Origin of the sequence: Schaalia odontolytica (assembly GCF_031191545.1) — a bacterium.
Lineage (GTDB): Bacteria > Actinomycetota > Actinomycetes > Actinomycetales > Actinomycetaceae > Pauljensenia > Pauljensenia odontolytica.
Genome location: NZ_CP133472.1, coordinates 952,782 through 978,795 on the forward strand (window position 1 = coordinate 952,782; position 26,014 = coordinate 978,795).

Annotated in this window: 22 protein-coding genes; 15 read left to right on the top strand and 7 right to left on the bottom strand. The window is 65.4% G+C overall.

The features are described 5' to 3' along the window. Positions 1-66: 66 nt before the first annotated feature. Positions 67-504, bottom strand: coding sequence for a hypothetical protein (locus RDV55_RS04050; RefSeq protein ID WP_111824284.1), 438 nt, complete (start codon positions 502-504; stop codon positions 67-69). A gap of 159 nt (positions 505-663) precedes the next feature. On the opposite strand from RDV55_RS04050, the gene RDV55_RS04055 reads away from it, so the two are divergent. Beyond that, the gene (locus RDV55_RS04055) at positions 664-2,037 is read left to right on the top strand and encodes a uracil-xanthine permease family protein (RefSeq protein WP_111824283.1); all 1,374 of its coding nucleotides are present in this window, start codon (positions 664-666) and stop codon (positions 2,035-2,037) included. 306 nt (positions 2,038-2,343) lie between these two features. Here RDV55_RS04055 and RDV55_RS04060 read toward each other — a convergent pair whose 3' ends face one another. After that, positions 2,344-3,048: an ion transporter gene (locus tag RDV55_RS04060; RefSeq protein ID WP_111824282.1), complete on the bottom strand. Its 705-nt coding sequence runs from the start codon at positions 3,046-3,048 to the stop codon at positions 2,344-2,346. A gap of 295 nt (positions 3,049-3,343) precedes the next feature. On the opposite strand from RDV55_RS04060, the gene RDV55_RS04065 reads away from it, so the two are divergent. The 13 genes from RDV55_RS04065 (at position 3,344) to RDV55_RS04125 (ending at position 17,689) form a co-directional block, all read left to right on the top strand. Next, on the top strand, positions 3,344-3,811 hold the full coding sequence (locus RDV55_RS04065; RefSeq protein ID WP_111824281.1) for a MarR family winged helix-turn-helix transcriptional regulator: 468 nt from the start codon (positions 3,344-3,346) through the stop codon (positions 3,809-3,811). Then, the gene (locus RDV55_RS04070; RefSeq protein WP_111824280.1) at positions 3,808-4,635 is read left to right on the top strand and encodes an ABC transporter ATP-binding protein; all 828 of its coding nucleotides are present in this window, start codon (positions 3,808-3,810) and stop codon (positions 4,633-4,635) included. The genes RDV55_RS04065 and RDV55_RS04070 overlap by 4 nt, the downstream gene beginning before the upstream one ends. Next, on the top strand, positions 4,632-5,270 hold the full coding sequence (locus RDV55_RS04075) for an ABC transporter permease (protein ID WP_111824279.1): 639 nt from the start codon (positions 4,632-4,634) through the stop codon (positions 5,268-5,270). The genes RDV55_RS04070 and RDV55_RS04075 overlap by 4 nt, the downstream gene beginning before the upstream one ends. Next, positions 5,267-5,962 carry an ABC transporter permease gene (locus RDV55_RS04080; RefSeq protein WP_111824278.1) on the top strand — a complete coding sequence of 232 codons (696 nt, stop codon included), beginning with the start codon at positions 5,267-5,269 and terminating at the stop codon, positions 5,960-5,962. Before RDV55_RS04075 ends, RDV55_RS04080 begins: the two co-directional genes overlap by 4 nt. Continuing rightward, complete coding sequence (locus tag RDV55_RS04085; protein ID WP_111824277.1) at positions 5,959-6,876, top strand: ABC transporter substrate-binding protein; 918 nt, start codon at positions 5,959-5,961, stop codon at positions 6,874-6,876. Before RDV55_RS04080 ends, RDV55_RS04085 begins: the two co-directional genes overlap by 4 nt. Before the next feature lie 257 nt (positions 6,877-7,133). Continuing rightward, positions 7,134-8,729, top strand: coding sequence for a peptide ABC transporter substrate-binding protein (locus RDV55_RS04090; RefSeq protein ID WP_111824276.1), 1,596 nt, complete (start codon positions 7,134-7,136; stop codon positions 8,727-8,729). A gap of 291 nt (positions 8,730-9,020) precedes the next feature. Beyond that, complete coding sequence (locus RDV55_RS04095; protein WP_003797334.1) at positions 9,021-9,947, top strand: ABC transporter permease; 927 nt, start codon at positions 9,021-9,023, stop codon at positions 9,945-9,947. Then, positions 9,940-10,908, top strand: coding sequence for an ABC transporter permease (locus RDV55_RS04100; RefSeq protein WP_111824275.1), 969 nt, complete (start codon positions 9,940-9,942; stop codon positions 10,906-10,908). Before RDV55_RS04095 ends, RDV55_RS04100 begins: the two co-directional genes overlap by 8 nt. After that, positions 10,905-12,818, top strand: a complete 1,914-nt coding sequence (locus RDV55_RS04105; RefSeq protein ID WP_111824274.1) for a dipeptide ABC transporter ATP-binding protein — start codon at positions 10,905-10,907, stop codon at positions 12,816-12,818. Before RDV55_RS04100 ends, RDV55_RS04105 begins: the two co-directional genes overlap by 4 nt. A 1,339-nt stretch (positions 12,819-14,157) precedes the next feature. Then, positions 14,158-14,877, top strand: coding sequence for an ABC transporter ATP-binding protein (locus RDV55_RS04110; protein WP_111824273.1), 720 nt, complete (start codon positions 14,158-14,160; stop codon positions 14,875-14,877). A 100-nt stretch (positions 14,878-14,977) separates the two neighbouring features. Next, the gene (locus RDV55_RS04115) at positions 14,978-15,769 is read left to right on the top strand and encodes an ABC transporter permease (protein WP_111824272.1); all 792 of its coding nucleotides are present in this window, start codon (positions 14,978-14,980) and stop codon (positions 15,767-15,769) included. 9 nt (positions 15,770-15,778) lie between these two features. Beyond that, positions 15,779-16,882 carry a sensor histidine kinase gene (locus tag RDV55_RS04120; protein ID WP_111824271.1) on the top strand — a complete coding sequence of 368 codons (1,104 nt, stop codon included), beginning with the start codon at positions 15,779-15,781 and terminating at the stop codon, positions 16,880-16,882. Positions 16,883-17,047: 165 nt separating this feature from the next. Beyond that, positions 17,048-17,689 (top strand): response regulator transcription factor, encoded by a 642-nt coding sequence (locus RDV55_RS04125; RefSeq protein WP_111824270.1) that lies wholly within the window; start codon positions 17,048-17,050, stop codon positions 17,687-17,689. Positions 17,690-17,694: 5 nt separating this feature from the next. Here the strand turns inward: RDV55_RS04125 and RDV55_RS04130 are convergent, their stop codons facing one another. The 4 genes from RDV55_RS04130 to RDV55_RS04145 form a co-directional block, all read right to left on the bottom strand. Further along, positions 17,695-18,543 (bottom strand): VanZ family protein, encoded by an 849-nt coding sequence (locus tag RDV55_RS04130; protein ID WP_111824269.1) that lies wholly within the window; start codon positions 18,541-18,543, stop codon positions 17,695-17,697. Positions 18,544-18,718: 175 nt separating this feature from the next. Then, positions 18,719-19,456, bottom strand: coding sequence for an HNH endonuclease family protein (locus RDV55_RS04135; RefSeq protein ID WP_111824268.1), 738 nt, complete (start codon positions 19,454-19,456; stop codon positions 18,719-18,721). A 122-nt stretch (positions 19,457-19,578) separates the two neighbouring features. Further along, positions 19,579-21,081: an amino acid permease gene (locus RDV55_RS04140; protein ID WP_111824267.1), complete on the bottom strand. Its 1,503-nt coding sequence runs from the start codon at positions 21,079-21,081 to the stop codon at positions 19,579-19,581. 9 nt (positions 21,082-21,090) lie between these two features. Further along, entirely contained in the window at positions 21,091-21,789 is a 699-nt protein-coding gene (locus RDV55_RS04145; protein WP_111824266.1) for a trimeric intracellular cation channel family protein, read from the bottom strand. A gap of 116 nt (positions 21,790-21,905) precedes the next feature. Between RDV55_RS04145 and RDV55_RS04150 the strand changes: the two genes are divergently transcribed. After that, positions 21,906-22,958: a PfkB family carbohydrate kinase gene (locus RDV55_RS04150; RefSeq protein WP_111824265.1), complete on the top strand. Its 1,053-nt coding sequence runs from the start codon at positions 21,906-21,908 to the stop codon at positions 22,956-22,958. Positions 22,959-25,153: 2,195 nt separating this feature from the next. On the opposite strand, the gene RDV55_RS04155 is transcribed toward RDV55_RS04150, so the two are convergent. Next, the gene (locus RDV55_RS04155; RefSeq protein ID WP_373462907.1) at positions 25,154-25,867 is read right to left on the bottom strand and encodes an alpha/beta fold hydrolase; all 714 of its coding nucleotides are present in this window, start codon (positions 25,865-25,867) and stop codon (positions 25,154-25,156) included. Positions 25,868-26,014: the final 147 nt, after the last annotated feature.

Here is a 26,014-nt window from a genome sequence, read left to right on the forward strand (position 1 = left end):
ACGCGGCGCGCATCGGAGCCTCCGCGTAGCCGGCCGTACCCGCGAGAGGCACCCCGACCTCGTCGATTAGCCGAGCCCCAGCACGTAAATGTATGCGGCGATGAAGACGAGAACTCCATCGAAGACAAGGGCGGCGATAGCCTCCCTCGAACCGATGCGCTCGGGGAGCGATTGCGCCTGGATCAGCGCAACGACGCCGAGGACGATGCTGATAAGAATGGTGATGCCGAAGAAACCAAAGACAGCGAACCAGAGGGCAGCTTTCGCTATGGGATTCGTGATGGGCACCGGGGAGGTGTAGCCGCCATCGGCAAAAACCTCCCTGACATTGACGTATTCAGTCCCCGGGAAACTCCCGTAGGAGGCGGGCGCGCTCCCATGCGTCACGCTCTCGGGCGCGTAGCCGAAGCGGTCGCCCGCAACGCTCATCGGCGAGGCATCGGCCGGGTTCGCCCCGGACATGCCGGAGGCGACGGGGGCGATGTTCGGGGAGGGCTGACTCATGTGCCCCACTATTCCATAAAGGGAGGGGCATGCACCACACTTTGCCCGCTGGAAGGGTTTACGCGTGGCGAAACCTGTCGACACGGGGGCGGACGCGCTACCCTGTTATTCCGACCGGTACGGCCATCCCGCCCATCAACTGATCGGATTTGTACGCTTATGAGCGAAACGAAGACCTCGCTGTTCCGTTGGAAGCTTCACGGTAACGGCACGTCCATTAACCCCGGCGACGTCGTCCTTCCTGGCGAGCGACTGTCGTGGCCGCGCACCATCGGCATTGGCGCCCAGCACGTGGTCGCAATGTTTGGTGCCACGTTCCTTGTTCCGTTGTTGACAGGTTTCCCCCCGTCAACAACGCTTTTTTTCACGGCGATCGGCACCCTGCTGTTCTTCCTGATTACGGCCGGCCGTCTGCCCTCCTACCTGGGCTCCTCGTTCGCGCTCATCGCGCCGATCACCGCGGTGTCGGCCTCGATGGGTTCGTCGTATGCGCTGGGCGGCATCATCGCGACCGGCGCCACGCTGGCGCTGGTCGGCCTGATCGTCCACTTCGCGGGCGTTCGTTGGATTGACGCGACGATGCCTCCGGTCGTGACCGGCGCGATCGTGGCTCTCATCGGCCTGAACTTGGCTCCCGCCGCATGGAACTGGGTGAAGGAAGGCCCGATCACGGCCGTCGTGACGATCGTGTCGATCTGCCTGGTGACGGTGCTCTTCAAGGGCATCCTGGGCCGCCTCTCAATCCTGATCGGCGTTCTGATCGGCTACGTCGCCGCGATTATCCAGGGCGAGGTCGACTTCTCCTCCGTGGGTCAGGCCGCCTGGATCGGCCTCCCCGAGTTCCACACCCCCCAGTTCGCTCCCTCGACGCTGGGCTTGTTCCTTCCGGTTGTTTTCATCCTGGTCGCCGAGAACGTCGGCCACGTGAAGTCGGTGTCCGCGATGACGGGCGAAAACATGGATGACCTGACGGGCCGCGCCCTCGTCGCGGACGGCCTTTCCACGATGATGGCCGGCTCCGGCGGCGGTTCGGGTACGACCACCTACGCGGAGAACATCGGCGTCATGGCGGCGACCCGCGTCTACTCGACGGCCGCCTACATCGTGGCGGCGTGCTTCGCGCTTGTTCTGTCGATGCTGCCGAAGTTCGGCGCCCTCATCGCGACGATTCCCGCCGGCGTGCTCGGCGGCGCGGGCACGGTCCTGTACGGCATGATTGGCATGCTGGGCGTTCGCATCTGGGTGCAGAACCGCGTGGACTTCTCCAACCCGGTGAACCTGAACACCGCCGCGGTCTCCCTGATCGTCGCGATCGCGAACTTCACGTGGACGGTTGGCGAGATGTCCTTCGAGGGCATCGCACTGGGCACCGCTGCGGCACTGCTCATCTACCACGGCATGCGCCTGATCTCGAAGCTGCGCGGCACGAACCTGGAGGCCGCGTCGCCCGCGTCCGCGCCGTCGGGTTCGGAGCTGGAGGGCGAGGCGTACTCGAAGCGTCACCGCTCGCCCGCGCCGCAGGCCGACGCCTGATCGTAGGGGTTCACGGACGAGGCCGGGGCTCGGCCGCTCTCTCACCGCTCGGTGGGAGCGTGGCTGGGCCCCGGCCTCGTTTGCGCGCTCACCTGCAAGTGACCGATTGACAGTTACGTGCGGCTATTCAGAGGAGGGTGCCGGCCGTGAGGGCGGCGGCCAGGAGTGCGGCGATCCTTCCGGCGAGGAGCATGGGGGCACCTTGTCGCCTCGTCATTCGCGCGCCCACTATCGGGGTCATTCGCGCGCTCCATCGGGCCGATTCCCCGGCGGGACGTACCCGGACGATTCGACGGGCTCGGTCGCTCACCGCTCGCCGTCCCCCTCGCCGCGCAACTCGTCGAGCATTCCGGCCGTGATAATGCCCGAGGGGAGGGCGACGACGGCGACGCCCATGAGCGATGAGATCATAGCGACGGCGCGCCCAACGTCCGTTGAGGGATACAGGTCCCCGTAGCCGACGGTCGTCAAGGAAACGACAGCCCAGTACACGGCATCGAAGAACGTCGCGAAGGTTTCCGGCTCGACATTGAAGATGATGAGGGCGCTCACGAGGATGTAGCCAATCGCCAGACAGAGGACTGCGAGCAGTGCCTGCCGCTGCTTCTCAAACACGGCGGCGATCGCGGAGGTGCTCTTCGAGTAGCGGATGAGCTTGAACGCGCGCATCGTCCGGAACAGGCGGAGTACTCGCAGGGTGCGCAGCGCATCATTGAGAGCATTGAAGGCGGGCAGGATCGACAGCAGGTCGATGATCGCCATGGGAGTGAAGGGGTAGATCAGGAAAGACAACGGCCCCTTGCCGAGTTTCAGGTCCGCCGTCACCCATCGAGCGAGGTAGTCGACGATGAAAACGGCGACACACGCGTACTCGATCGCCTCGAGGATGGGGCTTGGCTCCTTGAAGCAGAGGGGGACGAGGCTAGCAACGATCAGGACGGTCATGACGCGTCCGCACCACACGGCGCGACCGGCCTCGCCGGTCAACAGGTTGTAGAGCCGCTCCCGCACTGGTTTCACCTCTCCCCGACACTCGCCGGCCTCGTCGTCTGATACGTGGCACTGTATCACCGAGGTCACACCACCCCTCGCTCACCACTCACTGTCCTCGAGGGCAGTATCCGGCCAACACAATGACGCCAGAAACAAGCAACCAGCCACCACTGTGACTTGACAGGACAATACCAGATCGACACAAAGCTGACGTAGAACTCAATCAATGCACATCCAAATCTCGTCAAATAATGAATGACTTTCCCATCACAAACCCCATACATGTCAACTATTTGCATGTAACGTACTGCGCATGACCACATCTGCATCGTCGCTTTTCGCGGCCCTCGTTGACACGGAGGTGCGCGCCTGGAACGCGATCGAGACCGCCCTCTCCGCCGCAGGCAACGCGCTGACGCTCGGCCGCTTCCTCGTCCTTCGAACGGTCCGCAACACCCCTGCATGTCGCATCCAGGAGGTCGCGGTGAGCCAGGGCATCACCCTGGGAGCCGCCTCCCGCCTCGTCGAACGGCTCCACCGCGACGGTCTGCTACACCGCGTCCCCTGCGAGCACGATCGGCGCGCGACCATCCTGACGGTGACCGACCGGGGCATGGCACACCTGGAGGAGGCGTGCGCGCTCGTGAGGAAGGAACAGGAACGCCTCTTCGCTCCACTATCCACGTCTCAGCGCGCAGACCTGATGCAATCCCTCGCGCTCATCGCCGAGGCCGGGGATCCCACGTGGCACAATGCTCCGGCCACCGGGGGGCGCGCATGATTCGCTTCGACCACGTCTCCAAGACCTACCCGGGCGGCACGACAGCCGTCAAGGACTTCTCCCTCACCGTCGAGCAGGGCTCGACGACCGTATTCCTAGGCACCTCGGGCTGCGGCAAGACCACGCTCATGCGGATGGTGAACGCGATGGTCACCCCGACCTCGGGCACGGTGTACGTGCGCGGGGCGGACGTCGCCTCCGAGGACCCGGTGCGCCTGCGCCGCTCGATCGGCTACGTCCTGCAGGAGGGCGGCCTGTTCCCCCACCGAAGCCTCGCAGACAATATCGCAACCATCCCGCGCCTGGAGGGCGCCACGAAGCAGGCCTCCCGCGAACGCGCGCTCGAGCTCCTCGAGCTGGTGGGCCTGGATCTCGAGATGGCCGATCGCTACCCCGCGCAGCTGTCGGGCGGGCAGCGTCAGCGAGTAGGTGTGGCACGAGCGCTGGCCAATCGCGCTGACATTCTCCTCATGGATGAGCCTTTCGGCGCGTTGGACCCGATCGTGCGGGCGGACCTACAGCGCGAGCTGAAGGAGATTCAGCGGATGCTGGGCACGACGATCCTGTTCGTGACCCACGATGTGGACGAGGCATTCACGCTGGGCGACCAGGTCGCAGTCCTGTCCACGGGCGGAAATATCGAGCAAGTGGGAACGCCCGCCGAGCTCCTCTCCTCCCCCGCTTCGTCCTTCGTCGCCGAGTTCGTGGGGGCCTCCCGCGCGGCGCGCCCGGTGCGGGTGAGCGGCCCGGATGGTCTGGTCGTCGACGACGCAGGCACCCCCGTGGGCACGCTGACGACCAACGAGGCCGGGGACCGACCGTGACCTGGCTGTCCTCAAACTGGGGAGTGATTGGCTCCCTGACGCTCGCGCACCTGTGGATCGCCCTGCCAGCGATTGCTCTGTCGGTGCTGATTTCCGTGCCGATCGCACGGTGGGCGGCGTTTTCTCGCCGCGGCGGCTGGGTTTTGTCTGCCCTGTCGGCGCTGTACGCGGTGCCGTCGCTGCCACTCCTGATTGTCATTCCCGTGATCGTCGGGGTTGCGCTGCGCTCTCCCGCCAACATGGTGATTGTCCTGACGCTGTACGGCGTGGCGGTGCTGGTGCGCCAGGCCGCGGAGGGCTTCCACGCGATTCCTCGCGCGACCCTGCAGGCCGCGAACGCGTGCGGCTACCCACTCTTTCGACGCTTCGTCGAGGTGGAGCTCCCCCTGGCGACGCCCGTCATCGTCGCGGGCACGCGCGTGGTTGCCACGTCGACGGTGTCGCTCGTGACGGTGGGCGCGTTCATCGGGGTGCGTTCGTTGGGGACGCTGTTCACTGACGGTTTTCAGCGCGGGCTCATCGCCGAGGTCGTGGCCGGCTTGGTCGCAACGGTTCTCCTTGCGCTCGTGATCGATGCGCTGATCCAAGGGTTCGGCTGGGCACTCACTCCCTGGACGAGGAGGGGCCGGGCATGAACATTCTCTTCGACGCCCTGAATTGGTTGGCAGTCCCCGCCCACTGGCTGGGCGAGTCCGGGATCCTCGTGAGGGCGACCGAGCACCTGGGCCTGACCCTCCTGATCGTGGCGCTCGCAGCCCTCATCGCGCTGCCGCTAGGCACCTGGATCGGGCACACGGGCAGGGGCCGATGGCTGGTGAGCGCGACGGGCGCGGCCCGTGCGGTTCCGACGCTCGGCGTCCTGACGCTGGCGGGCCTGTGGCTGGGTATTGGACTGGCGGCGCCCACGCTGGCTCTCCTCGTCCTGGCGATTCCGCCGCTCCTGTCGGCGACATACTCAGGCATCGCCTCGACGCCGCGCGCGACCGTGGACGCGGCGCGAGCGATTGGACTCACTGAAAAACAGGTCCTCGCGCAGGTCGAGGCCCCACACGCGGCCGGCCTCGTCGCGGCGGGCGTGCGGTCGGCGACGCTCCAGGTGATCGCGACGACGACGCTGGCTGCCTACACGGCGAACTACGGCCTCGGCCGTTTCCTCTACGAGGGGCTAAAGACCCGCGACTACGCGGAGATGATCGGGGGTGCGATCATCGTCGTCGCCCTCGCACTGGCGACCGACGCGCTCCTGGCGCTGGTCGCGCGACGGCTTCGGGCCCGCACCCATTCTTTCTTAGACAATGAGAACAACTCACTCAAGGAGTCACTATGAAACGCACGATGATGACGATGGCCACCATCGCCGCTTCCGCCCTGGCGCTGGCCGCCTGCGGTTCCGCAGAGTCGGTCGGCGGGAACGCGAGCACCGAAAGTTCGGACAATGGCCAGACGACGCTCGTCGTGGGGTCGCAGGACTACTACTCGAACGAGATCATCGCGGAGACCTACGCGCAGGCGCTCGAGGGTGCCGGGTTTGCGGTCGACCGCCAGATGCGGATCGGCCAGCGCGAGGTCTACATGCCCGAGCTTGAGGCCGGCTCGATCGACGTCTTCCCCGAGTACACGGGCAACCTGCTGCAGTACCTGGATCAGAACGCGACCGCACGTTCCTCCGAAGAGGTGTACGACGCGCTACGCAGCACCCTTCCCAAGGGGCTGCGCGCCCTCGAGCAGGCTGGCGCAACCGATCAGGATTCCTACGTGGTGACGGCCGACTTCGCGGCCGCCCACTCACTGACGTCGATCGGCGACCTCGCGAACGCGGGCACGCTCACCCTGGGCGGTAATTCGGAGCTACGCACGCGCCCCTATGGCCCGACAGGACTGTCACAGACCTACGGCGTGACCGTCGGATTCACCCCGATTGAGGATTCGGGCGGCCCCCTCACGGTCAAGGCACTGAAGGACGGCGACATCCAGCTGGCGAACATCTATTCCTCGGATCCGGCGCTTGCGGACGGGACGCTGACGGTCCTGGACGATCCGAAAGGCCTGTTCCTGGCCTCGCACGTGGTGCCCCTGGCCTCGTCGAGGGTGAACGATGACGCCGCCGCGGTCATCAACCGGGTGAGCGCCGCGATGGATGCCGAGGATCTGGTCGAGATGAACCGGGCGTCGACGGTCGAGCAGAAGTCCGCCTCTCAGATCGCCCACGACTGGCTGATCTCGGAGGGCCTGCTCTCCTGAGTGCTCCTCGATGGACGAGGCCGGGGCCGGGTGTGTGCGCACATTCAGCCCCGGCCTCGTCGCATGAATACTTGGTCACAACGGTCCCACGTTTATGTGACCCACAACATCATTTGACCTACTTTTTACGTTTGTAACCAAAATGTAATGCGCACATGATGGACATCTTTCATGTCTTTCATATGGCTCGGGTTAGGCTCGAAGCATACCTGAGGGCACCGCCCCCAGTTCCACCCATCAACCAGGAGGAGGAATCCATGAACCTGAAGAAGGCATGGCTCGTCATCCCCGCTGCTGCCGCGCTCGCCCTGACCGCATGCGCCGGCGGTGGCACCACCTCGTCCGGCTCCGCGGACAAGGTCATCACCGCCAACGGCTCCGAGCCGCAGAACCCGCTCTTGCCGGGTCTGACCAACGAGAACGGCGGCGGCAAGATCCTGACCGTGCTGTTCAGCCAGCTCGTCCGCTACGAGACCGACGGCACCGCCGTCCTTGACGTTGCCGAGTCCATCGAGCCCAACGAAGACGCATCCGAGTGGACCATCAAGCTCCACAACGACCGCAAGTTCTCCGACGGCACCCCCGTCCAGGCCCACAACTTCATCCGCGCGTGGAACCTCATCACCTCGCAGAACCAGCAGCAGGCTGCGTTCTTCAGCTTCTTCGAGGGCACCGACGACGAGGGCAACGGTGAGATCACCGGTCTGACCGAGGTTGACGACTACACCTTCACCGCGAAGCTGAAGAACCCCACCTCGGACTTCGTGTCGCGCCTGGGTTACGTCGCCTACGCGCCGCTGCCGGACTCGACCCTCGCTGACCCCGAGGCGGGCGGCCAGGCCCCCGTGGGTAACGGCCCCTACAAGATGGCCTCCGCCGACGCGTGGGAGCACAACGTCAAGTTCGCGACCGTCCCCAACGAGCACTACGTGGGCGACACCAAGGCCAAGAACGACGGCGTCACCTTCGTGTTCTACACGAGCCTCGACGCCGCCTACCAGGACCTGTCCTCCGACTCTCTGGACGTCCTTGAGAGCGTTCCGGCCTCCGTGTTCGCCACCTTCGAATCCGAGCTCTCGGGCCGTACCGTGAACCAGCCCTACGCTGGCGTGCAGTACTTCACGATCCCGCAGTACCTGCCCCACTTCTCCGGTGAGGAAGGCCGCCTGCGCCGCCAGGCCATCTCCATGGCCGTCGACCGTGAGACCATCACGAAGACCATCTTCAACGGCACCCGTACCCCCGCCAAGGACTTCACGGCTCCGACCCTCGAAGGCTACGACGCCAACATCTCCGGCAACGAGGTCCTGACCTACAACCCCGACAAGGCCAAGGAACTGTGGACGCAGGCCGACGCCATCTCCCCGTGGGAGGGCACCTTCACCATCGGATACAACTCCGACGGCGGCCACAAGGAGTGGGTCGACGCGACCGCGAACTCCATCAAGAACACGCTGGGAATCGCGGCCGAAGGTAACCCCTTCGCCGACTTCAAGTCCCTGCTCGATGCAGAGGATAAGAAGGACATGACCGGTGCCTTCCGTAACGGCTGGCAGGGCGACTACCCGGCGCTGTACAACTTCCTGCAGCCTCAGTTCGCCACCGGGGCCGACGCCAACAAGGGCGACTACTCCAACAGTGAGTTCGACTCCCTCATGATTCAGGCGTCCTCCGCGACCACCACCGCCGACGCCGTGACGACCCTGCAGAAGGCTCAGACGATCCTTCTCCAGGACATGCCTGCCGTGCCGCTGTGGTACCCCAACGTCAGCGGCGGCTGGTCGAAGAACGTCGACAACGTGGCCTTCGACTGGAAGGGTCAGCCCGTGCTGTACCAGATCACCAAGAAGTGACCTCGTAGCGGGCAACCTCGCCTCAGGGGCGGGCGGCGCGAGCCGCCCGCCCCTCGCGCATGTCAATCGCCCTGTCAGACACCGCGTCGACAAGCCACACCGGGTATCGCCGCACCCCTCAGTACGCGGCGAACTGAACGTCAAGGGCTCGATTCAACGGACGAATGGTGACGCTCGCGCGCCATTTGCCCATTCTTTACCCTATGATGAAACCATAGCCAGTCTCGCCTGCGAGGCACCGCCAGGGATCGGAACCTCCCCTCCCACGAAACGAACACAAAAGGATTGTCCATGCTCCGCTACATCGGACGGCGACTCCTCCAGACCATCCCGGTCTTCTTTGGAGCCACCTTTCTGATCTTCGCGATGGTCTACCTGATGCCAGGTGACCCCGTCGCCGCACTCGGTGGCGACCGCGGCCTCTCGGAAGCCGCCGCCGCGCAGATCCGCGCCCAGTACAACCTGGACAAGCCCTTCTGGATGCAGTACCTGCTGTACCTCAAGGGAGTCTTCACACTCGACTTCGGCACCGCGTTCAACGGCCAGAAGGTCACCTCCATCATGGCGACCGCCTTCCCGACGACCGCGAGGCTCGCCATCTACGCCCTCGCCATCGAGACCTTCCTCGGTATCGGCCTCGGCGTCGTCGCAGGCATGCGCCGCGGCAAGTGGTTCGACTCCACGATCCTCGTGGTCTCCCTGCTACTGATCTCCGTCCCCACCTTCGTTCTGGGCTTCGTCCTCCAGTACGTCCTGGGTGTTCAGCTCGCGATCCTTCCGACCACGGCCTCGGCCTCCGTCGACATTAAGAGCCTGACCATGCCCGCCATGGTGCTCGGCGGCGTGTCCCTGGCCTACGTCATCCGACTGACCCGCCAGTCCGTCTCCGAGAACGTTTCCGCGGACTACGTGCGCACCGCGCGCGCCAAGGGCCTGTCTGGCGGCGTCGTCATGACGCGCCACATCCTGCGTAACTCCCTCATCCCCGTCGCCACCTTCATCGGCGGCGACCTCGGCGCCCTCATGGGCGGCGCGATCATCACCGAGGGCATCTTCAACATCCACGGCGTCGGCGGCACCCTGTGGAACGCCATTATCAAGGGCGAACCCCAGACCGTCGTGTCGGTGACAACAGTGCTCGTGCTGGTCTACATCATCGCGAACCTGATCGTCGACCTCCTGTACGCCGTGCTCGACCCGAGGATCCGCTATGAGTGACAAGATTCCTTCCGCCAACATCACCCGCACCCGCGCGGGCCAGGACCACTACGTCTCCGACATCGACGAGACCGGCCTCGGCGCCGTCGACGCGGTCGCCGACGAGGGCGCGCCCTCGTCCATGTGGGGTGAGGCCTGGAAGCGCCTGCGCCGCCGCCCGACCTTCTGGATCGCCGCGTTCATCATCGCGCTCGCCGCGCTCCTCGCGCTCTTCCCCTCGCTCTTTACCGCGACAGACCCGAAGTTCTGCGAACTCTCCTCGTCTCTCGCCGGCCCCTCCGCCGGACACCCCTTCGGCTTCGACAAGCAGGGCTGCGACATCTACGCCCGCGTCGTCTACGGTGCCCGCGCATCCGTGTCCGTCGGCATCCTCACAACCCTCGCCGTCGTGCTGATCGGCGGCACCATCGGCGCCCTGGCAGGCTACTTCGGCGGCTGGTTCGACGCTCTGCTCTCACGCATCACCGACGTGTTCTTCGCGATCCCGCTGCTCCTCGCAGCGATCGTGTTCATGCAGATGTTCAAGGGCTCGCGCTCCATCGCCATGGTCGTCATCGTCCTGTCCATGTTCGGCTGGACCTCCATCGCGCGCATCACCCGCGGCTCGGTCCTATCCGCCAAGAACGAAGAATTCGTGACGGCGGCCCGCGCGACCGGCGCATCCCGCGCACGCATCCTCCTGAGCCACATCATCCCCAACTCGATGGCCCCCATCATCGTGTACGCAACCGTCGCGCTGGGCACCTTCATCGTGTCCGAGGCCTCCCTGTCCTTCATGGGCATCGGCCTGCCGACGTCGGTCGTCTCCTGGGGCGCTGACATCTCGTCCGCTCAGACGTCCCTGCGCACCAACCCGATGGTCCTGTTCTACCCGGGCGCGGCCCTGGCCCTGACCGTCCTCAGCTTCATCATGATGGGCGACGCCGTGCGCGAAGCCCTCGACCCGAAGGCACGCAAGTGAGCGAAACGAACACCCCCCAGCTCTCCGACAAGGAGATGGAAGAGATCGTCGAACGAGCCGTCGCCGCCAGCACGGCCCCGGCCTCGTCCGACATTCACCCGGATGACGCGCAGCCCCTGCTCAAGATCACGGACCTGGAGGTCACCTTCACCTCCTCGACCGGCGTCGTCCCCGCCGTGCGCGGCGCGAACCTGACGATCTACCCCGGCCAGACCGTCGCCATCGTCGGCGAGTCCGGCTCCGGTAAGTCCACGACCGCCGCCGCCGTCATCGGCCTGCTGCCGGGCACCGGCAAGGTCGCGGGCGGAAAGATCGAGTTTGACGGGCGCGACATCACCCACCTGACCACCAGTGAGTGGGTGGAGCTGCGCGGATCCAGCATCGGCCTCGTCCCCCAGGACCCGATGAGTAACCTCAACCCCGTGCTCCGCGTGGGCAAGCAGGTCAAGGAAGCCCTCATCGCGAACGAGGTCGTGCCCCGCTCCGAGGTCGGACAGCGCGTCACCGCCCTCCTGGAGGAAGCCGGCCTGCCCGACGCGGAACGCCGCGCCAAGCAGTTCCCTCACGAGTTCTCCGGCGGCATGCGCCAGCGCGCGCTCATCGCCATCGGCATGGCCGCCCACCCCAAGCTGCTGATCGCCGACGAGCCGACCTCCGCCCTGGACGTCACCGTCCAGCGACGCATCCTGGACCACCTCGGCAAGCTCACCGCCGAGATGGGCACCGCCGTCCTGTTCATTACGCACGACCTCGGCCTGGCGGCCGAGCGCGCCGAGCAGCTCGTCGTCATGCACCGCGGCCGCATCGTCGAGTCCGGCCCCGCCCTGGAGATCCTCCAGCACCCCCAGCACCCCTACACGAAGCGTCTCGTGTCCGCCGCGCCCTCCCTGGCCTCGGCGCGCATCGAGTCCGCGCACAAGCGGGGAATCGCGGTCACCGACGAAGAACTCGTCGGTGCCGGCAAGGGTGCGACCTCCACGGACGCCATCATCCGCGTCGAGAACCTCACGAAGGAATTCGACATCCGCGGCGCCAAGAAGGGCAACGACACCTTCCTGGCCGTCGACGACGTCTCCTTCGAGCTGCGCCGAGGCACGACCCTTGCGGTCGTCGGCGAGTCCGGCTCCGGCAAATCCACCGCCGCGAACATGGTGCTCCAGCTCCTGACACCCACGAAGGGCAAAGTCTACTTCGATGGGCAGGACACCTCGCAGATGAGCGAGGCGGAGCTCTTCCGCCTGCGCCGCCGCCTCCAGGCCGTCTTCCAGAACCCGTACGGCTCCCTGGATCCCATGTACTCGATCTACCGCCTGATCGAAGAGCCGCTGAAGATCCACGGATACGGCTCCCTGGAGTACGCGCGCGCCGAGATTAAGCGTGCCGAGGCCACGGGCCGTGAGGCCGAAGAGTGGATGCGCGCCCTCGTCGAGGCCGCCGACGGGAAGCGTTCGCTAACCGACGCTGAGAAGCGCGAGTTCAACCCAAAGAAACTGCGCATCCAGCGAGCCTCCGAGCTGCTCGACATGGTGGCCCTGCCTCGCTCCGCGATGCGCCGCTACCCCAACGAGCTCTCCGGCGGTCAGCGCCAGCGCGTGGCCGTTGCCCGCGCCCTCGCACTCAACCCGGAGGTCATCGTCCTGGACGAGGCCGTGTCCGCCCTGGACGTGCTGGTGCAGAACCAGATCCTGTACCTGCTCAACGACCTGCAGGCGCAGCTGGGCCTGTCCTACCTGTTCATCACGCACGACCTGGCCGTCGTCCGCCAGATCGCTGACGACGTGATCGTCATGGAGAAGGGCAAGCTCGTCGAGGCCAACACGACGGACGAGCTGTTCAACAACCCGGTCCAGGCATACACGCGCGAGCTGATCGAGGCCGTCCCCGGCCGCAACATCCAGCTCAACCTGTGAGTCGCTGACACACGCGAGGGGCCCGAGGCGCTGCGGCGCTTCGGGCCCCTCGCTGTGTCCTGCCGGGTTGCTTGGCCCGATTGATGATGTTGCTTGTGGCCCCACGGGTGTTCCGGGCGCCGTCGGGCCCGGCCGCCCGCGAGATCGCCACACGCGAGCTTCGCTCGGAGTGATCGATCTCGAAGCCCGCCCATGCCCTCCGGACCCTCCGGCGCCTTCCACACCAGTGGGGCCGGGTCGCTATAAATAGCCCGGCCAGGCCCCGACGCCCACGGGCACCGAAGCCAAGCCCTACGCGCCCTCCACACCGGCGGTGCTTGGTGCACTGTTATGGCTAGCCCCGTCTCTGACTTGTATTCGGTACAAAGTTCACCCCGCACGGCTTCTTGCTGATGACAGCGGTATAAAGTTCGCCCTGCACACGCAAAACGTGCCAAATAAGGAGATTTCGAGCGAGCAGGGAGAGTTTTGTACCGCAAATCCTGCGAGAAGGGGTCTGCAGGGCGAGTTTTATACCGCAGTGGCCCGGCGCGGTTCTTGTTGGGCGAGTCTTGTCTCCTCTCAGCACCGTCCATGTCACCAATTACCGGCCTTTCGTCGCCCGCTACACCGCGGCGCGGTCAGGCCAGGTAATCGCCACCGATCTCGTCGGCCTCACAGTCCCTTCCGCACCGGCGGCGATGGGGGTTTTGCAGCATTAGGAGGTGGCTGGCGGCGTGTCGCCGGCGTGTCACACCCCTAATGACGCCATTTCCCCCGTTTGGGGGCGGCCAGGTCCCGACGGGAGGCGGTGTGGCCGCCAAACTGCAGACCACCTCGGCGAAAAACGCTGACAATGGGCTGCCGTGGGCGAGGTGGTCTGCACTTTGGGCACAACAGTGTCGGACACGGTGCGTCGTTCGTATGTAAGCCCCTGAACATGCGCGCCAACCCCTCCATGCGCACGCAAACCATTGAACCTGCGCCTGGACGGCGCTGCCCACGCGCATGTTATCGGGTTAACGTGCAGATGAGAGGGCCGCGCGGACAACGACAGTGACTAACCGGAGGAGTTTCGCATGCAATTCCCCTGTTAACCTTTCATGCATTGAAATAGCAACGTTGCAATTCCAATGTTTCCGAGCACCGTAGAAAAGTAGCCCGGGGGAATTGCATGCGACTTTTAGGTCAGGAGACCACTCCCGCGCTACTCATTCACCGGCTGACAGCGGCGTGACATGCGCTGGTGCGCGGGCCCCGGACAACAGACCACCCCACGCACCACCCCTGACATTTGTCACCCTCCCGCCTCACTCAAAGGGCACTTCCGCGCGTGCGAGGCGGGGCGCACACTGGTGTCATGAACACGACAACACCCACCGTACAGGCACACTCGCTCCACCAGTCATTCGGCACGGTCGACGCCCTTCGCGACGTCAGCCTCACCCTCGTCCCCGGCGAGATCGTCGCCCTCCTGGGCGTCAACGGCGCGGGCAAGAGCACGCTTTTGGACATCATCCTCGGCCTGGCACGCCCCGTCTCGGGGGACGTCAGCGTCTACGGCATGAGCCCGCGAGAGGCCGTGCGCCGCTCGCTCGTGGGCGCGATGCTCCAGTCCGGGTCACTGCCCCGCGACGGCAGCGTTCGCTCCACCATCGCCCTGGTCGCCTCGATGCACGCCAACCCCGTTCCCACGGATGAACTCCTGGAGCGGGCCGACCTGACAAGACTCGCCACCCGCAGCCTCTCCAAGCTCTCCGGCGGCGAACGCCAGCGCGTGCGCCTGGCCCTCGCCCTGGCAGGAAACCCCGACTTCATCATCCTCGACGAGCCCACCGCCGGCATGGACGCCCTCGCCCGCCGCAAGTTCTGGGACACGATGCGCGAAGAGACCGTCTCCGGGCGCACGCTCCTCTTCGCCACCCACTACCTGACCGAGGCGCGCAAGGAAGCCGACCGCATCGTCATCCTTGACGAGGGGCGCATCGTCCTGGACGCCCCCACCGAGGAGGTCGTCGCCCGCGGCGAGGACCTTGAGGACGTCTTCGAGCGCATCGCCTCCCACTCCGACGCCGAGTGACGCCGCGACTGCCCCCACCCCGCTGACCTCAACGCGTCCCACCGCGCGAGGCACCCCCGGACGAGGCCACCTCCTCGCCCCCAGACCCACAGAAGGAATCATGACCGCTCAAGCCACACCCGCACGCACAACCAACCGCACCATCCCCGGCCCCTTCACGGGAGCGGGACGACTGTGGTTCACCACCTTCCGATCCCACATCCTCAACCCGTGGAACATGGCCTTCGCGCTGGTTCTGCCCCTCTTCATGTACGCCATGTTCGGGATGACCGACACCGCCCGAAACACGCTCACCGCGCGCGGCAACGTCGCCGCCGCGATGATCGTCATGATGACCACCTACGGCGTCCTCCTGGTGGGCGGATCGCTGGGAGCCACCGTGTCCGTGGAGCGCACAACCGGCATCTCACGCATGTACGCACTCACCCCCATCCAACCGTGGGTGATCCTCCTGGCCCGGCTCGGCGCCCTCATGGTCCTGAGCGCGTTCATCACGGCCATCGCCTTCGGCTTCGGGATCGCCACAGGGGCCCACATGGCGGCCGTCACCTGGGCTGAAAGCGCCGCCGTCGTCATCGCCCTGTCCGCGCTCGGAGCCCTCATCGGCCTGGCATGCGGCTACACCATCAAGGGCGAGAACGCCTACAGCGCCTCGGCGTTCATCATGGTATTCAGCGCCTTCGCGTCGGGCATGTTCATGCCCCTCGACCAGATGCCGTCCTTCGTCGCCCACGTCGCCCCCTTCACCCCCTTCTACGGCGTGGTGCAGGCCGTCTATGCGGTCAGCGGGGGCAACCCGATGACCGCCTCGGCATGGCTCAACATCGCGGCATGGACGCTCATCCCAGCGCTCATCGCCTGGTGGGGCGCCTCGCACGACACCAACCGCTAGGGTGTGACCATGAAAGAGCGACTGATCTCCCTCGCGTGGGCGGCCCCATGGATGCTGTTCCTCGGGTTCCCCATCTCCTCGGCCCTTGACATGCCCAACAGGCTTGAGGGCGCGGGAGTCATCGGCGCGTGCCTGCTCCTCGCGGTGGCCAACGCGGCCACGTGGCTGACGAATCCCCCTCCGGGACGCAACTCCTTCACAAGGCCATTCGTGATCTCTCACGTGTGCCTGGCCGCCGTCTCCGTGATCTACGCCCTCTACGCCTGGTGGGTCGGGCTCCCCTACGCCTACATGATGTTCTCCTACCTGCTGGTCGCGTGGATCTTCCAGGCCCCCCTGCGCTACCTGCTCCCGGGCACCGTCCCGATCGGCGTCCTCGCCGCCGTCACCGCGCTCGCGGAAGGAAACCCGCTGTGGATGCTCGTGTACCTGGCCCTGCTGGGTGTTCTCGTCGGCGGGGCACGCGCAGGCATGGAGCGGTCGGCGCGCGAGCACCTGCGTCGCCAGGACGCGATAGCGCGCGCGAAGTCCACCGAGCGGGCACGCCTGAGCACGGACCTGCACGACATCCTCGGGCACTCACTGACAGGCATCACGATGGTCTCCGAGCTGGCTGGCCGCCTCCTGGACGCGGGGCGCGTGGAGGAGGCGCGCGAACAGATTCGCGCGATCACCATCCAGTCGAACGAGGCCTTGGCCGACGTCCGCCGTATCGTGGCGGCCACGCGGGCCCTGTCCCCCACCGAGGAGCTGGATGAGGCCCGTTCGCTCCTGGAGGTTGCCCGCATCGACGCCGACATTACGAACGAGGGTGAGCCTCCGTCGGGGTCCCGCGCGGCCGCTGCCGCCCACGTGATCCGCGAGGGCGTGACCAACGCGATCTTGCACGCTCGCCCCTCGCGGGTTCAGATCCGCCTCTCTTCTGACGGCGTGACTGTCACGAACAACGGCTACACGGCCTCCTACGCTGCGTCGACGGCCGGGGCGGGCTCGGGTCTGTCAGGCCTGACCGAGCTGGTCGGCGACGAGGGCACCCTGACGTGGGGAGCGTCGGGTTCCGTGTGGACGCTCACGTTGTCCTTCGAGGCGGCACCCGATCCTCACGCATCCTGATTCCCTCCGCCACGACCCCATCGAGCGGCCCTAGCGCCCCTCCCCGAGCTCGGCGCGGTCCCAGGAGGGCGAGTCGGCCTCGTCCTGAGAGATGAGCCAAGCCGAGAGTCACGCGTCGAACCTGCGCTAGCCTGGTAGCCCAGGAGTAGACAGAAGGAGGGTGACGTGACCATTCGCGTGCTCGTGGCCGACGACCAGGCGATGATTCGCGGCGCGCTTGCGGGGCTGCTCAATCTTGAGCACGACATTGAGGTCGTCGCGCAGGCTGGCGACGGAGCACAAGCACTGGAGGAGCTGGCGCGCCTCGCCAAGTCCGCCGAATCAGCGCGGGCGAAGGCTCCCGTGGACGTTGCCATCATCGATGTCGAGATGCCGCGCATGGATGGGATCACGGCGACGGAGGCGATTCGCACGCGCTTCCCGGGCGTGCGGGTCCTCGTGGTCACGACCTTCGGGCGCCCCGGCTACCTCCAGCGGGCGCTGGCCGCGGGAGCCTCTGGCTTCATGGTGAAGGATGCGCCGGTTGAAGATCTCGTCGACGGCGTGCGAACGGTGGCCGCCGGTGGCCGCTCGATCGACCAGAGCCTAGCAATCGACGCGCTGTCCGCCGGGTCCTCCCCGCTCACCGCGCGCGAAGCCGACGTACTCCGCGAGGTCGAGGGCGGCGGCACCATCGCTGACATTGCCCACTCGCTGGGGCTCAGCCAGGGGACGGTGCGCAACCATGTGTCCTCGTCGATGCTGAAAATGGACGCGCGTACCCGAGCCGAGGCCGCATCCCTCGCCCGCGCCGCAGGCTGGTTGTAGAGCCCCTACACGCCCATGAAGCGCGAGTGGCGCGCCATGAGGGGCAGCATGAGCACTCCCAGGTACGTGCCGAGGGTGTTCATGATGACATCGTCGATGTCAACGACGCGGTAGGTGCAGGGCACGACGCCGAAGAGGCCCGTGTACTGCGTCAGCTCAATGAGGCAGGAGACGGCGCAGCCGATCGCCACCCACGCGAAGAAGCGGCGGTGCGGAATCGAACGGGCCAGGCGACTACCGTCGGCGGGTGCCTCCTCGGGTGCGCGACGCATACGACGTATACGCCACGTGGTCTCCGCGAGGGCACCCAAGGGCACAAACAGGGCGACGTTGAGCAGGATCGACAGGGCATACAGGCTGCCACGCAGGGGCTCCCCGTCACGGAACTGATCGACGACCGCCACGAACGACCCGAAGGGCGTGTAGTTATCCCAGTGGATGATCGCGGCACACGCGGCCACCGGGTCTGAAGGCAGTGGCAGCAGCGTGAAAATCAGCAGGCCCGCAAGGTACAGGATCCAGGCGAGCGGCAAAGCTCGCGGGAGCCTCCACTTCGACGTGGCAGGGGGCGCGATCACCGGAATCTCCGACGTCTTCGGGGTGTCCGGGTTTTCCTCGCGCGGCAGCAGGGCCCCCGTCTGATTCGAGCGACGGTAGATGAGCGGCAGGGCGTCGGAGACCGTCAAATCCGAGCCGTTCGGGCGCTGTGACGAAGACGCATCGGGAGCCGCTGCCTGGGAACTGAGTCGAGCACGGTCTTGACGACGGCCGATCAGCCACCGCAGCACGCACGCGATCGCACAGACGCCAGCGTATAGCCCAAGATCAAGCGCCCAGTTGATTGCCGTGTACATGTCATCTCTCCCCCTCAGGGGAACATTACCGGCATTATCTGGCGATGTCGCGGACGTGCGCCCCGATGCACACTCGATGGACATATTGTGAGAAAACGTCTGGGAATCGCCTGGAAATTGTTGGTCAGAATGGCGCGAGCACCACATCGTACTCAGGATAATCGCGCGCCCTCACTCATCCGGTGCAGGCTGACAGTTGTTCGGCGAGAGCGTCCTGCTCGGCGCGCGTGACGCTCAGCCCATACGCATTCTTAACGGCGATCTGACGCTTCACATAGTCGCAACGGAACGCGGTATTCGGCGGCAGCCACTGGTCCGCGGACGATGCCGACTTGTCCTCGTTCGCGGCCCCGTCCACCGCGAGTAGGTTCTCAGGGTCATTGGCGAACTCTTGGCGGCGCTGAGCATCCCACTGCCACGCCCCCGATCGCCACGCGTCCGCGAGTGCGACGACGTGGTCAATCTGCACCAGGGACGAGGTCTTATCCCCCCTCTGGAACTCGATCGTGGCCCCCGTGTACGGCTCGGCGAGGGTACCGGAGAGGACGACGCAGTCGCGAGTATCCGGCTTGAAGGTGGGACGCGCCAGGTCGCGGGCGAGGATGTCATTGCGAGTGTCACAGCCGTTGCGGTCGGTGTCCTCCCAGCGCTGCCCGAAGACCTCGCGCTTATATGCGGGAGCATCGGGATCATCGACCGACTCGCGCACCGTGAGCTCACGCAGCTGGCGGGCCGCTTCGCTGTCCGGCAGGGAAGCCAGGGCCTGACCGCTGCGCAGCGGCGGCCAACCAAGGCGCGATCGCAAACCCAGTAGGTCCCAGCCCACGCCCGGCACGAAGGCCCACACAAGGGCAGCGAGGATCACGAGCAGGACAATCGTGTCCCCGACGCTCCTCCGTCGCTTACGCGCCATCTCCCTGTCCCTTCTCTCACAACGCCCACGCACTGAGGGCACCCCAACCAACCGCCCGGGGTGCCCTCATGATGCACCCACCCACCGGCGTCTGCGTCCCGGCGGCGAATGCCTGTGGATAACTAGGCCTTCGTGCGAGAACCCACCAGCTGACGCACGAAGTAAATCACCACGATGATGAGCGTCAGCGCGCCCATCGAGGCCAGCTGAGCCCTGCCCTCGTCGTTCACGAGCATGAGGATGCCGATGCCACCCAGGCAAACGAGGACCAGCCACGGCAGCCACGGCCATCCGGGCATGCGGATCACCAGGGAACCCGAGCGCTCCAGAGACGGGTGGAGCCGCATCAGCGAGATGATGATGAAGGTCCACACGATCAGCAGGACCATGCCGATCGCGTTGATGAGCATACTCAGGATCGAGCCGGGCAGGTACCAGTTGCCCAGAACCGCCAGCAGCGCCAGGACCACGACGAGGCCGACCGCGCGCTTCGGGGTACGACCCGCTTCGATGTCCCCCTCCATCTCGGCGGCCAGGACGGCCTCGTCATCCTCGAGGGCGGCCTTCACGACTGCCTGAGCGTGGGCCTTGTTGGATGCGGACGCACCCAGCAGCCAGCGCGGACCCATGTCGCGGGCCGACAGCGAGTAGACCATGCGGGACGATGCGTAGATGTTTGCGGAGAACGCGGAGATGAGCGCCATGAAGATGATGACATTCATGAGCGTCCCGACCGCGGGGACGCCCGCCATCTCGAGGACGGCAGCGAAGGCGTTCGTGTTCATCGCCTCGCTATCCCACGGCAGTAGCGCGACCAGCAGGACAACGGAGCCGACGTAGAACACGAAAATGCGGGTGACGACCGAGCGGATCGCGCTACTCATGGCGGCTTGGGGATCCTCGGCTTCGGCGGCGGCAATCGTGACGATCTCAAGGCCACCGAAGGACGTGATGACGGCCAGGAGAGCCACAGCGACACCCGAGACTCCGTTCGGCATGAATCCGTTGTGGCCCAGGACGTTGTGCAGCACGCCTTCGTGGCCCGGAAGGGGGCCAACAATCGCCGTGCGCGCAACCAGATACGCGCCCACACACAGGAAGGCGATGATCGCGATGATCTTCACCATCGAGAGCCAGGCCTCGATCTCGCCGTACTGTCCGGCCGCCAGCAGGTTGATGCCACCGATTACCACAACGATGAACAGGGCAATCACCCACTGCGGGACCGAAGGGAACCAGCCGACAAAGAACGTTGCTGCACCCGTGACTTCCAGGCCCGACACCATGATGAGCATGACCCAATACAGCCAGCCGATCGTAAAACCTGCCCACCGTCCGATCCCGGCCTCGGCGTACGACGAGAAGGAACCCGTCGTCGGCAGGGACGAAGCCAGCTCGGCGAGTGCCATCATGACCGACACGACGATGATGGCGGCCAGCGCGTAGGACACGATGACAGCGGGTCCTGCCTGGTGGATCGCAGAACCGGTACCAAGGAAGAAGCCTGCGCCAATGGCGAGGCCCAGGGCCATCATGGACAGGTGCCATGTCTTAAAACGCTTCCGCTCGGAAGTGGAACCCGACGCGGCGGGGGACGAAGGAACGGATGCTGATTTGGGATTCACACCGCCATACTAACGTCTGGCTCTACGCAGAGCTTTCAGCTGCGAATATGTGAGAGTGATGGTCCACTCTCGGGTCTGCGGGAGCCTCCAGCGGCGCCAATGCGCCATTCCAGTGAAGATGAGGCCCACGACGATGGACGCGCCCATGCCGAGGACCGGCTGGCCCATGTGCCAGAACACGACCGTCACCAGCGAACACGCGAAGGCGGGCGTGGCATAGAGGTTATTGCCTCCGAAAACGCGCGGCACTAGGCCCGCGGAGATGTCTCGGACCATGCCGCCTCCGATCGCCGTCATGATGCCCAGGAGGATCGCCGGCATGATCGCGAAGCCCGCGTCGAGGGTCTTGATCGCACCGGTCGCACTCCAACAGCCCAACACCATGCCGTCGGCGATGACGAGAAGCACCGACCAGGCTCGAGAATCCATGCGGAAGGCCATCGCGATGAGGGCACCGACGATGGCGAACCACAGGTAGTAGGGGTCTGTGATTGCGACGGGTGCCCCGGTGCGCGTCGCCAGGAGCAGATCACGGATCATGCCGCCCGCGAGGGCCGTCATAATCGCAAGAATGCAGAAGCCGACGGCGTCGAAGTTTCGCTCTCGGGCGACCTTTCCGCCGAGGATACCGTTAAGGAGCACGCCCATGAGGTCGATGGCTCGGAAGACCTCGGGCAGGGAGTTATTCAGTGCGTCGAGCAGGTGCATGGCGATCCGGAGGAGTCGATGAGTGTCGTTGTTGATATCCTACCGGGTTCGTATGTCTGTCAGCGAGAGCCGAGACCGTGCTGTCTAGCTCGGTCACCGGGTGCGACAATGTCCCCATGACTGCACTCTTCGCCGGGCTCACGACCCTGGATGTCCTGCACCGACTCGACCACGTGCCGGACCCCTCCCTCAAGGTCACATCGACTGACTTCACGATGGCCGCCGGCGGCCCCGCGACGAACGCAGCCGTCACGTACGCGGCACTGTGCGCCGCCTCGCGCTCGCTGTCCTTCGACGAGGCAGAGGCTGCCTCAGGCGCTGCGCTTCCCTCAGGGGAGGCACCGACGTTGCTGACGGCGCTCGGCGAGGGCCCCGTGTCGGCCTTCCTCGCGGCCGACCTGGCAGCCGCGGGTGTGCGCGTCCTGGACGCGACGGTGCCCGCCCTGTCACCCGCTGAGAAGGCAAGCAAGCGCGGGAGTGCCCCGGCCTCGTCGCTTGCGTCACGCGAGCCCGCCGTGTCCTCGATCATCGAGCATCCAAGCGGTCGCATGGTGGCTTCTACGAACGCACGGCTCGACGCCAACGCGGAGCAGATCGCGTCCGACCTGCCTGAGCGCGTCGGCGCGGTCCTGATCGACGGACACAACCCGATACTCGCGCACGCGGCCCTCACCCTGGGCGTGCCCGACGTCGACGAGGACGACCCGTTCGCCCTGCTCGAGGCGCGCCCACCGCACCCGCGCATCCTGGATGGTGGTTCCTGGAAGGACTGGCTCACTGCGCTGCTGGGGTTCGTCGACATCGCCGTTGTGTCCGAGGATTTCGCACCGCCGCTGATGGAGCACCCGGATGGGGCGCAGGTCGCGGACTTCCTACGAGGCTTCGGCATCGCGCGCACGGTGCGCACGCGCGGTGAACGCTCCGTGCAGTACTGGTGGGACGATGCCAGCGGCGAGGTATGCGTCGACGCCGTGCGGGACGCGTCAACATTGGGGGCAGGGGACGCCTTCCACGGGGCTTTCGCGTGGGGAATCGAGCGCGGTGGCGACGCGGATCCAGAGCGCCTGATTCGCTTCGCGTCGGCGGTAGCGGCGGTAGCGGTGTCGTCTTTCGGCACGAGGCAGTGGCTGGCTTCCCCAGCTCTCGCGGAGCTGGTGCGCGGCTGGTAGGTATTGCGGCTGGTCGTGGAGGTGGCTGGGCTCGTCGTGGGCTCGTCACGGAGGTGGCGGGGCTCGTCGTGGTCATGGTCGCGGGCCTGGTCGTAAAGGTGGCTGGGCCGGTAGGTCGCAGGCCCGGTCGTGGGCGTGGAGGTGGCGACAGTGCGGCGACCACTGGACGAGTCTTCTCTCAACACAAGTCCGCCCACGACTCCACTGCCGACAGCGCTCCAGCTACTCGCGACACCGAAGGCACCACTGTCGTGCCGACACCGAGCACTCATGCAACCGCTGGCACCACCGTCGGCCTGAAACACCCCATTTCAGCCACTTTCCACTCAACAGAGGCGTCACCGGTTTCAAAGAACGCGCACAACCGACCGACACATGTGCCACCGGTTACAAAACCCGCCTGTGGCCTGCCATCCAAAGCACCACCTGATGCCTCCCAGAAGCAAGATGACACCCCCGGCACCACCGCCGACACTGCTCCAGCTACTCGCGACACCGAAGGCACCACTGTCGACCCGGTACTGAGCACTTATGCAACCGCCGGCACCACCGTCGACACGGTACTGAGCACTTATGCAACCACCGGCACCACTGTCGGGCCAGAACACCCCATTTCAGCCACTTTCCACTCAACAGAGGCGTCGTCGGTTACAAAACCCGCCTATGTCCTACTAACAGATGTGCCACCGGTTACAGATTCCGCTCGTTTCCCGCCAACAACGGCACCACCGCCGAGCCGACACGGAGCACTCATGCAACCATTGGCACCACCGCTGTGCCGATACCGAGCACTCATGCAACCGCTGGCACCACCGTCGACCCGGTACTGAGCACTTATGCAACCACCGGCACCACTGTCGGCCTAAAAGACCCCATTTCAGCCACTTTCCACTCAACAGAGGCGTCACCGGTTACAGATCCCACTCGTTTCCCGCCAACAACGGCACCACCGCCGAGCCGACACCGAGCACTCATGCAACCGCTGGCACCACCGTCGACCCGGTACTGAGCACTTATGCAACCACCGGCACCACTGTCGGCCTAAAAGACCCCATTTCAGCCACTTTCCACTCAACAGAGGCGTCACCGGTTACAGATCCCACTCGTTTCCCGCCAACAACGGCACCACCGCCGAGCCGACACCGAGCACTCATGCAACCATTGGCACCACCGCCGACACTGCTCCAGCTACTCGCGACACCGAAGGCACCACTGTCGACCCGGTACCGAGCACTTATGCAACCGCCGGCACCACCGTCGACACGGTACTGAGCACTTATGCAACCACCGGCACCACTGTCGGGCCAGAACACCCCATTTCAGCCACTTTCCACTCAACAGAGGCGTCGTCGGTTACAAAACCCGCCTATGTCCTACTAACAGAGGTGCCACCGGTTACAGATTCCGCTCGTTTCCCGCCAACAACGGCACCACCGCCGAGCCGACACCGAGCACTCATGCAACCATTGGCACCACCGCTGTGCCGACACCGAGCACTCATGCAACCGCTGGCACCACCGTCAGGCCACCACCGAGCACTCGTGCAACCGCTGGCACCACCGTCGGCCTACAACACCCCATTTCAGCCACTTTCCACTCAACAGAGGCGTCACCGGTTTCAAAGAACGCACACAACCGACCGACACAGGCGTCATCGGTTACAAAACCCACCTGTGGCCTGCCAACAGAGGCGTCGTCGGTTACAGAACCCGCCTATGTCCTACTAACAGATGTGCCACCGGTTACAGATTCCGCTCGTTTCCCGCCAACAACGGCACCACCGCCGAGCCGACACGGAGCACTCATGCAACCATTGGCACCACCGCTGTGCCGACACCGAGCACTCATGCAACCACTGGCACCACCGTCGTGCCGACACCGAGCACTCATGCAACCGCTGGCACCACCGTCGACCTAAAAGACCCCATTTCAGCCACTTTCCACTCAACAGAGGCGTCACCGGTTTCAAAGAACGCACACAACCGACCAACAGAGGCGTCACCGGTTACAAAACCCACCTACGTCCTACTAACAGAGGTGCCACCGGTTACAGATCCGGCCTATAGCCTGCTATCCAAAGCACCACCTGATGCCTCCCAGAAGCACGATGACACCCCCGGCACCACCGTCGAGCCGACACCACAACCGCAGCAAACAACCCAACGAAGACCGCACCCACCGCCACCGACCGGCGATCAGCGACTAACGGGCACCCAACGGCTGGCCCACTTGGCGGCAACATCCGTGAGCACGGGCAAGTGCGCGGAACCCGACGCAGCCAGCGCACGGTCCACGGCCTCGTCGAGGACGGGCACGCCGCCGACCGGCGTGTACTCGCCCGCGATACCGTCGGGCGGCGCGGTCATCTCGACGAGGGAGCCGTCGGGCAGCAGGTGGAAGGCGTCGCGCGTGCGGTCGAGCAGGCCGGTCTCCTCGTCGAAGGAGTCGTGTGTGATGAGCACCGGAACGCTCACGCCACGCAGTACCTCTTCGCCGGAGACCATGGACATGTCCGCCAGCGTACGCTTGGACAGGGTGAACTGTCGGCGCACTGTCTCGGAGTCGTCGGGCACGGTCGTTGCCCCGTGACGTTCGAGCTCCGAGAGCTGCACCTCAGAGAACACGAGGCTCCAGTCGTAGGACAGGGGACCGAGCACCGGGGAGACGAGCACGTAGGTCTGGACGGCGGGTGGGCGGGAGCGCAGCGCAACGGTGGCACCGAACTCGTGGCCAACGCAGATCTGGCGCGCGAAGCCCTGATCAGCGAGCCATCCGGAGGCGTAACGGAAGTCTTCGATGAGGGGATCGAAGGTGATGATCTCATCGCCCGAGGCACCGTGACCGGAGTAATCGAAGGCCAGCGTCGCGTAGCCGGCGCGACGCAGTGCGCGACCGAGTAAATCGAACATGCCCGATGCGTGACGATCCGACAAAAAAGTGTGAGAAAAGATCACCGCAGCATCGCGGCAGTCCACGGGACGCGTGAATGTGCCGGAGAGGGACACTCCCCGCGGTGTCTCAATCGTTATCTGACTCACGCAACAAACATAGCGCTT